Source organism: Streptomyces sp. NPDC001002 (genome assembly GCF_053599215.1).
Map to the genome: position 1 here is coordinate 121,645 of NZ_JBSFLV010000006.1, position 13,111 is coordinate 134,755.

Annotated in this window: 9 protein-coding genes and 1 pseudogene; 4 read left to right on the plus strand and 6 right to left on the minus strand. The window is 70.0% G+C overall.

Annotated elements, in window-relative coordinates:
* Positions 1-211 precede the first annotated feature (211 nt).
* The 3 genes from nth (at position 212) to ACWDR3_RS05475 (ending at position 3,294) form a co-directional block, all read left to right on the plus strand.
* Positions 212-1,222: an endonuclease III gene (gene nth, locus ACWDR3_RS05465; protein WP_450350993.1), complete on the plus strand. Its 1,011-nt coding sequence runs from the start codon at positions 212-214 to the stop codon at positions 1,220-1,222.
* A gap of 163 nt (positions 1,223-1,385) precedes the next feature.
* The gene (locus ACWDR3_RS05470; protein ID WP_450351032.1) at positions 1,386-2,081 is read left to right on the plus strand and encodes an NUDIX hydrolase; all 696 of its coding nucleotides are present in this window, start codon (positions 1,386-1,388) and stop codon (positions 2,079-2,081) included.
* Positions 2,082-2,094: 13 nt separating this feature from the next.
* Positions 2,095-3,294, plus strand: a complete 1,200-nt coding sequence (locus ACWDR3_RS05475) for a MarP family serine protease (RefSeq protein WP_450350995.1) — start codon at positions 2,095-2,097, stop codon at positions 3,292-3,294.
* 57 nt (positions 3,295-3,351) lie between these two features.
* On the opposite strand, the gene ACWDR3_RS05480 is transcribed toward ACWDR3_RS05475, so the two are convergent.
* From ACWDR3_RS05480 to ACWDR3_RS05505, 6 genes and pseudogenes are all read right to left on the minus strand, one after another.
* Complete coding sequence (locus ACWDR3_RS05480) at positions 3,352-3,534, minus strand: hypothetical protein (protein WP_123998680.1); 183 nt, start codon at positions 3,532-3,534, stop codon at positions 3,352-3,354.
* Positions 3,535-3,661: 127 nt separating this feature from the next.
* Positions 3,662-4,600, minus strand: a complete 939-nt coding sequence (locus ACWDR3_RS05485) for an alpha/beta fold hydrolase (protein WP_123998679.1) — start codon at positions 4,598-4,600, stop codon at positions 3,662-3,664.
* Positions 4,597-5,091 (minus strand): phage holin family protein, encoded by a 495-nt coding sequence (locus tag ACWDR3_RS05490; RefSeq protein WP_450350997.1) that lies wholly within the window; start codon positions 5,089-5,091, stop codon positions 4,597-4,599. The genes ACWDR3_RS05485 and ACWDR3_RS05490 overlap by 4 nt, the downstream gene beginning before the upstream one ends.
* Positions 5,092-5,131: 40 nt before the next feature.
* Positions 5,132-6,605, minus strand: a pseudogene (gene nhaA, locus ACWDR3_RS05495) (Na+/H+ antiporter NhaA).
* A 168-nt stretch (positions 6,606-6,773) separates the two neighbouring features.
* Complete coding sequence (acs, locus tag ACWDR3_RS05500) at positions 6,774-8,735, minus strand: acetate--CoA ligase (protein WP_450350999.1); 1,962 nt, start codon at positions 8,733-8,735, stop codon at positions 6,774-6,776.
* 227 nt (positions 8,736-8,962) lie between these two features.
* Positions 8,963-11,500 (minus strand): bifunctional SulP family inorganic anion transporter/carbonic anhydrase, encoded by a 2,538-nt coding sequence (locus ACWDR3_RS05505; protein ID WP_450351000.1) that lies wholly within the window; start codon positions 11,498-11,500, stop codon positions 8,963-8,965.
* 335 nt (positions 11,501-11,835) lie between these two features.
* Here ACWDR3_RS05505 and ACWDR3_RS05510 point away from each other — a divergent pair, with 335 nt between their 5' ends.
* Positions 11,836-13,107, plus strand: a complete 1,272-nt coding sequence (locus ACWDR3_RS05510; RefSeq protein ID WP_450351002.1) for a hypothetical protein — start codon at positions 11,836-11,838, stop codon at positions 13,105-13,107.
* Positions 13,108-13,111: the final 4 nt, after the last annotated feature.

Sequence of the window (13,111 nt, forward strand, 5' to 3'; positions counted from 1 at the left end):
GATGCCGCACTGGTGTCCCGAGGTAAGCGGCAGGGGTCCAATTGGGGGCTGATCTCCTGGGTCCGGGGCGGATGTCAGTGTCGGGCTCTAGGCTGGCCGGGTGTCCAAATCGCCGGTGAGAGCACAGGCCAAGGGGGCTGGGCGGGTGGCTGTACGTCGTGATTCCGCTGTGGGCGAACAGGACCCTGGTGGCGGAAAGAAACCGGCAAAAGTGACAAAGAAGGCTGCGGTGAAGAAGGCGACTCCGGCGACGAAGACGACGGCCACGACGAAGACGACGGCCACGAAGAAGGCGGCGACGGCGAAGAAGGTCGCGCCCGGCACGAGGACCACGGCCGCGAAGAAGGCCGTACCGGCGAAGAAGGCGGCGCCCGCAAAGAAAGCCGCGGCTGCGAAGAAAGCCGTACCCGCGAAGAAGGCGGCCGCCGTCGCCAAGCCGGCAAAGGCCGAGTCGCACACCGCCCTCGTCCGCCGGGCCCGCCGGATCGACCGCGAGCTCGCCGAGGTCTTCCCGTACGCCCACCCCGAGCTGGACTTCGAGAACCCCTTCCAACTCGTGGTCGCCACGGTCCTGTCGGCCCAGACCACCGACCTCAGGGTCAACCAGACGACACCCGCGCTCTTCGCCAAGTACCCCACCCCCGAGGACCTGGCCGCCGCCAACCCCGAGGAGGTCGAGGAGATCCTCCGCCCGACCGGTTTCTTCCGGGCCAAGACCAAGTCGGTCATAGGGCTGTCCAAGGGGCTGGTGGAGCAGTTCGGCGGCGAGGTCCCCGGCCGCCTCGAAGACCTCGTCAAGCTGCCCGGCGTGGGCCGCAAGACCGCCTTCGTGGTGCTGGGGAACGCGTTCGGGCGGCCCGGCATCACCGTGGACACCCACTTCCAGCGGCTGGTGCGGCGCTGGCAGTGGACCGATCAGACCGACCCGGACAAGATCGAGGCCGCCGTGGGAGCGCTCTTCCCCAAGAGCGACTGGACGGACCTCTCGCACCACGTGATCTGGCACGGCCGCCGGATCTGCCACGCCCGCAAGCCCGCCTGCGGCGCCTGCCCCATCGCCCCGCTCTGCCCGGCGTACGGAGAGGGCGAGACGGACCCGGAGAAGGCCAAGAAGCTCCTCAAGTACGAGAAGGGCGGCTTCCCGGGCCAGCGCCTCAACCCCCCGCAGGCCTACCTGGACGCGGGCGGCAAGGCGGCACCGCCGCTGGGGGCGGCCGGATGACGGACCGCTCGCCGGGTTCGCCGGGTTCTCTGGAGGCCGCACACTGTCCGCCGGGGACCCGGACTCCGTCTCAGGGGTGTTCTCGGGGGCGATCTCAGGGTCGTCGACTGGAACGATCAAGGGGGCGGCGGGCGTTGGAACCAGCAGGACTTCGGGGGTGGCGATGACGCGTGCGAGCAATACGCGGGGCGGGCCGGTGACGCTCAGCAAGGAAGGCCTGCCCGGCTGGCTGGAGCCGGTGGTGCGGGCGGTGGAGACGGTGCAGCCGCCGCAGCTCAGCCGCTTCCTGCCGCCCGAGGACGGGGGCGGCCGGCAGTCGGCGGTCCTCGTGCTGTTCGGCGAGGGCGAGCGCGGCCCCGAGTTGCTGCTCATGGAGCGGGCCAGCTCGCTGCGCTCGCACGCCGGCCAGCCGTCCTTCCCCGGTGGCGCCCTCGACCCCGAGGACGGCGATCCGGCGACCGACGGGCCGTTGCGGGCCGCCCTGCGCGAGGCCGAGGAGGAGACCGGGCTCGACCCCTCGGGCGTCCAGCTTTTCGGCGTGCTGCCCCGGCTCTACATCCCGGTCAGCGGCTTCGTCGTGACCCCTGTGCTGGGCTGGTGGCGCGTGCCGACCCCGGTCGGGGTGGTCGATCCGAACGAGACGGCGCGGGTCTTCACGGTCCCCGTGGCGGATCTCACGGACCCGGCCAACCGCGCCACGGCCGTGCACCCCCAAGGCCACCGAGGTCCGGCATTCCTGGTCGAATCGGCCCTGGTGTGGGGCTTCACGGCCGGAATCATCGACCGACTGTTCCACTACGCCGGCTGGGAGCGCCCCTGGGACCAGGACAAGCAGGTCCCCCTCGACTGGAGGTCATGACAGGGTGTCTGCCGTGAACGTGCTGGACATCCTGTTGCTGGTCGCCGCCGTGTGGTTCGCGATCGTCGGTTATCGCCAGGGCTTCGTCGTCGGAATCCTGTCGGTGATCGGTTTCCTGGGCGGCGGTCTCGTGGCGGTGTATGTGCTGCCCGTCATCTGGGACGCGCTGACCGACAACGCGGAGGTGAGCACGACCGCCGCCGTCGTCGCGGTCGTCGTCGTCATCGTCTGCGCCTCCGTCGGCCAGGCCCTGACGACCCATCTGGGCAACAAGCTGCGCCGGTACATCACCTGGTCCCCGGCCCGCGCCCTGGACGCGACCGGTGGCGCCCTCGTCAACGTCCTGGCCATGCTCCTGGTCGCCTGGCTGATCGGCTCCGCCCTCGCGCAGACCACCATGCCGACGGTCGGCAAGGAGGTCCGCAGCTCCAAGGTGCTCCTCGGGGTGTCCGAGGTGCTGCCCACCCAGGCCGACACCTGGTTCAAGGACTTCACCTCGGTCCTCGCGCAGAACGGCTTCCCGCAGGTCTTCAGCCCGTTCTCGAACGAACCGATCAAGGAGGTCCAGCCGCCCGACCCGGCGCTCGCCAACAGCCAGGTCGCCACCGGCGCCAAGCGATCCATCGTCAAGGTCATGGGCACCGCCCAGAGCTGCGGCAAGGTCCTGGAGGGCTCCGGCTTCGTCTTCGGCGACCGCCGCGTGATGACCAACGCGCACGTTGTCGGAGGCGTGGACGAGCCCACCGTCCAGATCGGCGGCGAGGGCAGGAAGTACGACGCGACGGTCGTCCTGTACGACTGGAAGCGCGACATCGCCGTGCTCGACGTACCCGATCTGAAGGCGCCCGCGCTGAAGTTCACGACCACGGACGCGAAGAGCGGCGACGGCGCGATCGTCGCGGGCTTCCCGGAGAACGGGTCGTACGACGTCCGGGCGGCACGCGTGCGGGGGCGGCTGCCGGCCAGCGGTCCGGACATCTATCACCGCGGCACCGTCCGCCGTGACGTCTACTCGCTGTTCGCGACCGTCCGTCAGGGCAACTCCGGCGGCCCGCTGCTCACACCGGAAGGCAAGGTGTACGGCGTGGTGTTCGCCAAGTCGCTCGACGACGCCGACACCGGATACGCCCTGACCGCGGACGAGATCCAGGAGGACATCGTCAAGGGGCGTACCGCCAACCAGCAGGTGGACAGCGACAGCTGCGCGCTGTAGACCGCCGTACCGGGAAAGATTTTCGAAGCCCTGCGAGGGGCTCGGAGAAGAAGGCGCTCAGCCTCGGGGATGGCGCAGGCGCACCGAGACCCAGCGGGCCCGGCGGCGCAGGATGCGCGGAATGCCCACCCGGAGATCCGTGCCCGCCATCTGCGGGGCGCTGCCTCGCTGGTGGGGACTCAGGCCGCCCACCGAGCGGCGACTGCGTGCTGTGTCACTGTAGTCGTGCGTCCAGCCCATACCCCGACGTCTGCCCCTGCCCCAAGGTCGATAACCGCCCCAGGGGCCCCCAATCGGCCTATGCGTCAGGCAAGTGGCTGTTCGTAGGACAGGTGTTCAGTTCCGGATACCGGGCGCATCGGCGCGGTCACCGATCGGGTTCGGGGTCCTTCAGCCAGTTCACCAGTTCTGTACTGAAAGCGACCGGATCCTCCTCGTGCGGGAAGTGCCCGAGGCCGTCGAACAGCCGCCAGCGGTAGGGCGCTTCGACGTACTCGCCGGAACCGGCCGCGCTGCGGGTGCGCATCACGGGGTCCAGCGAGCCGTGGAGGTGGAGGGTCGGCACGCGCAGCGGGCGCTTCATGCGCCGGTTGAACTGGATGCCGTCCGGGCGGGCGATCGAGCGGACCATCCAGCGGTACGGCTCGATCGCGCAGTGCGCCGTCGAGGGGATGAGCATCGCGCGGCGGTAGGTGTCCACGGCCTTGTCGTCCGGGGCGTTCGGCCCGGACCACTCCCGGATCAGCTCGGCGACCAGCGCGCCGTCGTCGGCGGTCAGTTGCCGCTCCGGCAGCCAGGGGCGCTGGAACCCCCAGATGTAGGAACCGGCGCGCGTCTGCTTGACGTCGGAGAGCATCGCCGAGCGCCAGCGCCGGGGATGCGGCATCGACGAGACCGCGAGCCGCCGCACCAGCTTGGGGCGCATCACGGCCGCCGTCCAGGCCAGATATCCGCCCAGATCGTGGCCGACCAGTGCGGCGTCGGGCTCGCCGAGGGAGCGGATCACGCCGGTGATGTCGAGCGCGAGGTTGGCGGGGTCGTAGCCGCGCGGGGTGCGGTCGCTGCCGCCGACGCCCCGCAGGTCCATGGCGACGGCCCGGAAGCCGGCGTCGGCGAGGGCCGTCATCTGGTGCCGCCAGGTCCACCAGAACTGGGGGAAGCCGTGCACCATCATGACCAGCGGCCCGTCGCCGATCTCCGCGATGTGGAAACGTGCGCCGTTGGCGGCGACGTCCCGGTGCGTCCAGGGGCCGTCGACTCGGACGACCGACGTCGGTTGCGCCGAAGGTGTGGCGGGGTCCGTCATGATGACGAGCGTGCCACAGCCTCGAGGGCCGCGGGCGCACGGTCCTCCAGAGCCGGGGCCTCCGGACGTGTGTGCGGCTTCGCGTTCTGCAGCACGCCGGCCGTCTCCTTCACCGACGCGGCCACCTTCTGCGGGCCCTTGCCCTTGGCGGCCTTCTTCGCGAAGACCACGCCGACCAGCACGAGGACCACCGCGACCAGTACGTTCGCCGCGAAGGACAGCAGGAAGCAGATCGCCAGGTTCCAGTCGCTCCAGGTGCGGATGCCGTACGCCAGCGCGAAGTTGAGCATCGGCAGGGAGAACACCAGTACGCCGGCGGCCACCGTGAACGCGCCGCCGCTCATCGCGCCGCGGATCACGTCCTGCTTGAGCTGCGCCTTGGCCAGCGCGATCTCGTCGTGCACCAGCGCAGACATCTCGGCCGTCGCCGAGGCGAACAACTGACCGATGCTGCGTTCGGCGCCGACCGGGCTGCCCTCGGGTGCGCTCATCGCCGTCTCCCTCGTAAGTCTTTTGTACCGTCCCGTCAGATCATGCCGGACGGTGGTCCTCGACGCCTGCCCCGCCCGCCACTTCGGCAAGCCCGCGTCGTCCCGGTCGCCTACCGGGCCTCGGCCTCCCCGCGCGCCTCGGCCTCCTTGAGCGCGGCGATCCGGCGGTGCTCGGCGGCCTTGCGGTCGAAGATCTCGGCCATCCGCAGGTGGTACGCCGGGTCGTCCTGCTCGTAGATGTCCGGGATCCCGTCGAGGTCCTCGTCGCGCTCCTCGTCCTCGCACATCCTGCGGTACTTGGCGTTGCGGACCTTCAGCAACACGGTCGCGAGGACGGCCGCGATCAGCGAGGCGGTCAGTACGGCCGCCTTGACCTCGTCGGTCAGTACGGCATCGCCGTCGAAGGCCAGTTCGCCGATGAGCAGCGACACGGTGAACCCGATGCCGGCCAGGGTCGCCACCGCGAACACGTCGGCCCAGGCGAGTTCCTCGCTGAGCGAGGCCCTGGTGAAACGTGCCGTCAGCCACGTACCGCCGAAGATCCCGACCGCCTTGCCGACGACCAGGCCGAGGACCACGCCCAGCGTCTCGGGCCTGGTGAAGACATCGCCCAGCGCGCCGCCCGACACGGTGACACCGGCGCTGAAGAGCGCGAACAGCGGGACGGCGAGGCCCGCCGACAGGGGGCGCACGAGGTGCTCGACGCGCTCGCCGGGCGCCCGCGCCTCGCCCTCGTGGCGGTGGCAGCGCAGCATCAGGCCCATGGCGACGCCGGCGATGGTGGCGTGGACGCCGCTGTTGTACATCAGCGCCCAGATGACGAGCGCGAGCGGGACGTACACGTACCACCCGCGTACGCCCCTCCGCAGCAGCAGCCAGAAGACGACCAGGCCCACGGCGGCGCCGCCGAGCGCGGCGAGGTCGATGTCGCTGGTGAAGAAGATCGCGATGATCAGGATCGCGAAGAGGTCGTCGACGACGGCGAGCGTGAGCAGGAAGGCGCGCAGGGCGCTCGGCAGCGAGGTCCCGATGACCGCGAGCACGGCGAGCGCGAAGGCGATGTCGGTGGCGGTGGGCACCGCCCAGCCGTCCAGGGAGCCGTTGCCGGTGAGGTTGGTGAGCGTGTAGACGAGCGCCGGTACGGCCATGCCGCACAGGGCCGCCACGACCGGGAGCGCGGCCGCCCTGGGGTCGCGCAGGTCACCTGCGACCAGTTCGCGCTTGAGCTCGATGCCGGCGACGAAGAAGAAGACCGCGAGGAGGCCGTCGGCGGCCCAGTGCGCGACGGAGAGGTCCAGGCCGAGGGCGGAGGGGCCGAAGTGGAAGTGGCTGACGCTCTCGTAACTGCTGTGCAGCGCCGGGATGTTGGTCCAGATCAGCGCGGTGATCGCGGCCACGAGCAGCAGCACACCGCCGACCGTCTCGGCGCGCAGGGCGTCCGTGACGAAGGTCCGCTCGGGCAGGGACAGCCGTCCGAGGACCTTGCGGGCGGGGGTGGTGCGGGGCGCGCTCACGGGTGGCCTCCGGGTGGTGGGCAGGGTTGAACCGTTCGCCGACCAGACTTCCCGGCACACCTTGAGGGTCACGCAGTTTTGCTTAGTTTACCTAAAAGGGGCGCCCGGCGCTTTTCGCACCGGGCGCCCCTCGTACGGTCGTACGTCTTACGGTCGTACTGCTCCTGCTCAGTCCTCGCTGGGCGCGGCCGGCAGCTTGGCCTGGATGAGGTCCATGACCGTCGAGTCGGTCAGCGTCGTCACATCGCCGAGCTGACGGTTCTCGGCCACATCACGCAGCAGGCGGCGCATGATCTTGCCGGAGCGGGTCTTCGGCAGCTCCGCGACCGGCAGCACCCGCTTGGGCTTGGCGATCGGGCCGAGGACGCTGCCGACGTGGTTGCGCAGGTCGTTGACCAGGTTCTCGTCCTCGGCGTTCGCCGTGCCGCGCAGGATCACGAAGGCGACGATGGCCTGCCCGGTCGTATCGTCGGCGGCACCGACGACGGCCGCCTCGGCGACGGCCGGGTGCGAGACGAGCGCCGACTCGACCTCCGTGGTCGAGATGTTGTGGCCGGACACCAGCATCACGTCGTCGACCCGGCCGAGCAGCCAGATGTCGCCGTCGTCGTCCTTCTTCGCACCGTCGCCGGCGAAGTACTTGCCCTCGAAGCGCGACCAGTACGTGTCGAGGAAGCGCTGGTCGTCGCCCCAGATGGTGCGCAGCATCGACGGCCACGGCTCGGTCAGGACCAGATAACCGCCACCGCCGTTCGGGACCTCGTTGGCCTCGTCGTCGACGACGGTCGCGGAGATGCCGGGCAGCGGGGTCTGCGCGGAACCGGGCTTGGTCGCCGTGACGCCCGGCAGCGGCGAGATCATCATGGCGCCGGTCTCGGTCTGCCACCAGGTGTCGACGATCGGGGCCTTGTCGCCGCCGATGTGCTTGCGGTACCAGATCCACGCCTCGGGGTTGATCGGCTCACCCACGGACCCGAGGACACGGAGGGAGGACAGGTCGAACTTCGCGGGGATGTCGTCGCCCCACTTCATGAACGTACGAATGGCCGTGGGCGCCGTGTACAGGATCGTCACCCCGTACTTCTGCACGATCTCCCAGAAGCGGCCCTGGTGCGGGGTGTCCGGGGTGCCCTCGTACATGACCTGGGTGGCGCCGTTGGCCAGCGGCCCGTAGACGATGTACGAGTGGCCGGTCACCCAGCCGACGTCGGCTGTGCACCAGTACACGTCCGTCTCCGGCTTGAGGTCGAAGACGGCGTGGTGGGTGTAGGACGCCTGGGTGAGGTAGCCGCCGGAGGTGTGCAGGATGCCCTTGGGCTTACCCGTCGTACCGGACGTGTACAGGATGAAGAGCGGGTGCTCGGCGTCGAAGGCCTCGGGGGTGTGCTCGGCCGACTGGCGCTCGACGATCTCGTGCCACCACACGTCCCGCTCGCCGTCCCAGGCGACCTCCTGGCCGGTACGGCGGACCACGAGCACGTGCTCCACGTTGTCGACCTTGGTGACCGCCTCGTCGACGGCCGGCTTGAGTGCGGACGGCTTGCCGCGCCGGTAGCCGCCGTCGGTCGTGATGACGACCTTGGCGTCGGCGTCCTGGATGCGGGTCGCGAGCGCGTCGGCCGAGAAGCCGCCGAAGACCACCGAGTGGGCGGCGCCGATGCGGGCGCACGCGAGCATCGCGACCGCCGTCTCCGGGATCATCGGCATGTAGACGGCAACCCGGTCGCCCTTCTGAACTCCCAGCTCCAGCAGGGCGTTCGCGGCCTTGGAGACCTCGTCCTTGAGCTCGGCGTAGGTGATCGCGCGGCTGTCGCCGGGCTCGCCCTCGAAGTGGATGGCGACCCGGTCGCCGAGCCCGGCCTCCACATGGCGGTCCACGCAGTTGTACGCGACGTTGAGCGTGCCGTCCTTGAACCACTTGGCGAACGGCGGGTTCGACCAGTCCAGCGTCTCGGTCGGTTCCTTGGCCCAGGTCAGCCGACGGGCCTGCGCGGCCCAGAAGCCGAGCCGGTCAGCCTTGGCCTGTTCATACGCCTCCGCCGTGACGTTGGCGTTCGCCGCCAGGTCCGCGGGGGGTGCGAACCTGCGTTCCTCTTTGAGCAGGTTGGAGAGGGAGGACGACTCACTCATACTTCCCTCTCCTCCCGCAGCAGGTTGGCCAGGCTTTCGTTGCTCACGGCATCTGCCTTTCCCAGGGTGTCCGTTGTGTCCCGGGCCAGCTCATCAGACCCGGGGGTCCGATGACAAGAGTCGACCTGGAATTGGTTTAGACCTGTCATCGGACTTGTGCGGCCAGGGGTTGTCCATAGCCACGGACGCCGGGTGAGGGGGGTTCAGGCGAGGGTCCGGGCGGAGGCTCAGGCCGGAAGGTCCGCCGCGCTCACGTGGTCGAACACCTCGTCCTGGTTCTCCGTGTTCTCCCCGTTCTTCGGAGTCCCCTCGGTCAGCAGATAGGCCTGTGCCTCGCCCACGTGGAAGTACATCCCGTGCAGCTCCAGCGCCCCGTCCCGCAGCGCACGCGTCACCGACTCGTGCGCCCGCAGATGCTCCAACTGCTGGACCACGTTGGTCAGCGACAGCTGCTCCACGGCGTCGGCCGGCGCCCGCCCGGCGAGCCGCGCCCACGGTCTGCCGTCGTCGGCCATCCGCTCCAGACTCGGCAACCCGTGCCGCAGCCACCGCTTGAGCGGCGTACGCGCTGCCCCCGGTTCCGAGTTGAGCAGCGCCTGCATGGCCCCGCACCCGGAGTGCCCGCACACCGTGATGGACCGCACCTTCAGCACGTCCACCGCGTACTCGATCGCGGCCGCCACCGAGTCGTCGCCGCCCTCGTCGCCGGGCAGCGGGACGAGGTTGCCCACATTGCGCACCACGAACAGGTCGCCCGGACCACTGGAGGTGATCATCGAGGTCACCAGCCGCGAGTCGGCACAGGTGAGGAAGAGCTGCGAGGGCCGCTGTCCCTCTTTCGCCAGCCGAGCCAGCTCGCCCCGCACGAGCGGAGCGGTGTTGCGCTGGAACGCGCTGATGCCTTGGGCGAGTTGGCGCCCACCGCTGCCGACGCCGTTGCCTGAGGTGCTGGTGCTGGTGCTGGTGCTGGTGCTGTGGTCGGGGTCGGGGTCGGTGCTGGTGTCGCCCGGCTTGGAGGTGCCGGACTTGGAGCTGCCGGGTGCGGAGCTGTCGGTTGCCGCACCAGGGTGTCCGCTCGGCGGCGCGGACTCCAGGGGTTCGCATTGGTGGTTGCGCCAAGGTGTCCAGGGTCGGCAGCGGCAGCCGGGGGAGGCCGTCTGCTCACCGGTCGGGATCGCTTCGCTCCCGGCTCCGGTGACGGCGGCCCCGGCGACGCGCGTGCCCGTACGCCGCCCGGTCAGTTCGGCGGAGCCGCCCTGCGCGGTGTGCGTGCTCTGCCAGTCGTGCAGGGACTCGTACGCCGCGTGGTCCATGAACGAGCCGTCCAACTCCACGACGGCGTGCGCGCCTTGGGGTACGAGATGCAGGGCCCGGCTGAGGCGCGGCACCGCGAGGAACGTCAACTGGCCGCGGACCTGGACGTGATGGACTCCTTCCTTCTCCTCGTGGGTGATGCGGGTGCGGGCGAGGCGGTGCATGGCGACGGCCACGGCGACGGCGATCCCCAGCGTGACGCCCTCCAGGACGCCGAAGACGACCACGCCGAGGGTGGTGACGGCGTAGACCAGCACTTCTCGGTGGCGGGTCACCGTGCGGATGTGGTGCAGGGACACCATCTGGATGCCGACGGCCATCACCAGGGCGGCGAGTGAAGCGAGTGGGATGAGCTCCAGGATCGGGACCATCAGCAGCGCGGCGATCACTACGAGAACGCCGTGCAGCAGCGTGGAGTTCCGGCTCACGGCACCCGCGTTGACATTCGCCGCGCTGCGTACGGCCACTCCGGCGACCGGCAGTCCGCCGAGGGCGCCGGAGACGATGTTGGCGGCACCCTGGCCGAGCAACTCGCGGTCCAGGCGGGAGCGGCCGACGCGGGCGGTGAGACCGGGCCGGGAGGCCATCATCTTGTCCACGGCGACCGCGCCGAGCAGCGACTGCACGCTGCACACCAGCGTGGTGGTGAGCACTGCGGCGGTGATGCCGAGCACCGGGCCCTCGGGGAGTCCGGCCAGGGCGTGGCTGCTCCAGGACGGCAGGTCGACCTTGGGCAGGCTGAGGCCGGTGAGCGAGGCGGCGGTGGTGGCGCCGGCGACCGCGACGAGCGCGGCGGGGATCTTGCGCAGCAGCTGTCCGACCCGGCCCGGGATCCGCGGCCAGAGCAGCAGCAGGGCCAGCGTCAGCACGCTCACCGACACGGCGGCCGGCTGCAGCCGCGCCAACTGGGCGGGCAGGGCACGGAGGTTGGCTAGGACGGAGCTCTGCGGGGTGCCGCCCAGGACGATGTGCAGCTGGGCGACGGCGATGGTGACGCCGATGCCGGCGAGCATGCCGTGCACGATGGCGGGGCTGACGGCGAGCGCGGTGCGGGCCACGCGCAGGCAGCCGAGGCCGAGTTGGGCGAGACCGGCGAGGACCGTGATGGCACAGGTCGTGCGCCAGCCGTAGCGCTGGATGAGGTCGGCGGTGACCACCGTGAGCCCGGCGGCCGGGCCGCTGACCTGGAGCGGGCAGCCGCCGAGCCAGCCGGCGACGAGACCGCCGACGGCGGCGGCGACCAGGCCCGCCTGGAGCGGGGCTCCGGTGGCGAGGGCGATGCCCAGGGAGAGCGGAAGGGCGATCAGGAAGACCGCGATGGAGGCCGACACGTCGGCGCCCGCGAGCCGGAAGCGGCGGGGCGGGGTCGGGGGCGGGCTGTGGGGTCGGTGGGTGCGCTCGGTACGGGTCGAGTGGCGGTCGGTGGCGTGAGTACGTACGCAGGCTGACATGTTTCCCGTCTCCTCCGGGGCAGCGCGGTCGCGGAACAGGGGTCCCCGTCGGTGGCGGGGTCGGGTCGCGGCCGTGGGTCACGGCGTGCAGCGGCGGGATGAAATCAACGCTCGGTAAACGAATCGTAATGCAGAGTAAAGGCTAGGCATGAACTTTCCTGGCAAATAGCCCTATAAGTCACCCGGAAGAGCGAAGCAACTATTTGATCGGCTTGTCGTACTAATTCCTTCTCGGCCCCGTGCGACCTTGGCGGCGCTGCCGGGCCTTCCCGGCACATCACCAGAAAACGCCCTCAGCGGCGTTGGCCTGAGAGAAGGAAGAAGGTGGGCGGAACATGGCCGCCACCCAGAGGATCGCCGCGGGTGCCGTGATCGCCGCGGTCTGTGCCGCGTCGCTCGCCGGCTGCGGGATCGGCTCCGACAGTTCCAGGACAGGTGCTCCCGGTCCGCAGAAGGCCAAGCCGGCCCAGCCGCCGAAGAACGTGGTCCGGCTGATCGGCGACGGCTCCACCTCGTACACCGGGGCGCAGCCGCATCTGCCCAGGCCGGAGCGGCTCAAGCCCGGCCAGAAGCCCCCGCAGTTCGTCGTCTTCTCCTGGGACGGCGCCGGCGAGGACAGCCAGCAGCTGTTCTCCCACTTCCGCAAGGTCGCCAAGGCCAACCACGCGACGATGACGTACTTCCTGAGCGGCGTGTACATGCTGCCGGAGGACAAGCGCGACGAGTACAAGCCGCCGCAGCACTCACCGGGCCGCTCCGACATCGGCTTCAACGACACCAAGGGCATCGCCGACACCGTCAAGCAGCTGCGCCTGGCGTGGCTGGAGGGCAACGAGATCGGCACCCACTTCAACGGCCACTTCTGCGGCAAGGACGGTGGCGTCGGCGAGTGGTCGGTCGCGGAGTGGAAGGACGAGATCGCCCAGGCGAAGCAGTTCGTCAAGTCCTGGAAGACCAACACCGGCATGAAGAAGGCGGCCGCGCTCCCCTTCGACTACGACAAGGAGCTCGTCGGGGCCCGCACGCCGTGTCTCGAAGGCCAGCAGAACTTCATGAAGGCCGCCCGTGAGCTGGGCTTCCGCTACGACACCAGCGGTGTCAACGACCAGCTCTGGCCGAAGAAGAAGGAAGGCCTGTGGGACCTGTCCATGCAGCTCGTGCCCTTCCCCGGGCACTCCTACGAGCAGCTCACCATGGACTACAACTTCATGGTCAACCAGTCCGGTACGCAGACCCAGGGTGACCCCGACAAGTTCCAGTACTGGGGCGACCAGATGCGCGACGGCCTCCTCAAGGGCTTCCACCGCGCCTACGACGGCAACCGCGCGCCCCTCGTCATCGGCAACCACTTCGAGTCCTGGAACGGCGGCACCTACATGCGTGCCGTCGACGAGGTCGTCGAGAACGTCTGCAACAAGCCCGACGTGCGCTGTGTGTCCTTCCGGCAGCTGGCCGACTGGCTGGACGCCCAGGACCCGCAGATCCTGGCGAAGCTGCACGGCCTGAACGTCGGCGAGGCCCCGAAGCAGGGCTGGGCGTCCTTCCTGTCGGGCCGCCCCGCCCCCGCCCCGAAGGGCGTGCCCGGAGCGCCGGCGGCCAAGCAGTAGCCGT

Excerpts from the sequence above, each read along its gene's own strand:
- acs (WP_450350999.1), bottom strand. The coding sequence starts at position 8,735 with ATGAGTGAGTCGTCCTCCCTCTCCAACCTGCTCAAAGAGGAACGCAGG.
- ACWDR3_RS05470 (WP_450351032.1), top strand. The coding sequence starts at position 1,386 with ATGACGCGTGCGAGCAATACGCGGGGCGGGCCGGTGACGCTCAGCAAG.
- ACWDR3_RS05510 (WP_450351002.1), top strand. The coding sequence starts at position 11,836 with ATGGCCGCCACCCAGAGGATCGCCGCGGGTGCCGTGATCGCCGCGGTC.
- ACWDR3_RS05485 (WP_123998679.1), bottom strand. The coding sequence starts at position 4,600 with ATGACGGACCCCGCCACACCTTCGGCGCAACCGACGTCGGTCGTCCGA.
- ACWDR3_RS05505 (WP_450351000.1), bottom strand. The coding sequence starts at position 11,500 with ATGTCAGCCTGCGTACGTACTCACGCCACCGACCGCCACTCGACCCGT.
- ACWDR3_RS05480 (WP_123998680.1), bottom strand. The coding sequence starts at position 3,534 with ATGGGCTGGACGCACGACTACAGTGACACAGCACGCAGTCGCCGCTCG.
- ACWDR3_RS05490 (WP_450350997.1), bottom strand. The coding sequence starts at position 5,091 with ATGAGCGCACCCGAGGGCAGCCCGGTCGGCGCCGAACGCAGCATCGGT.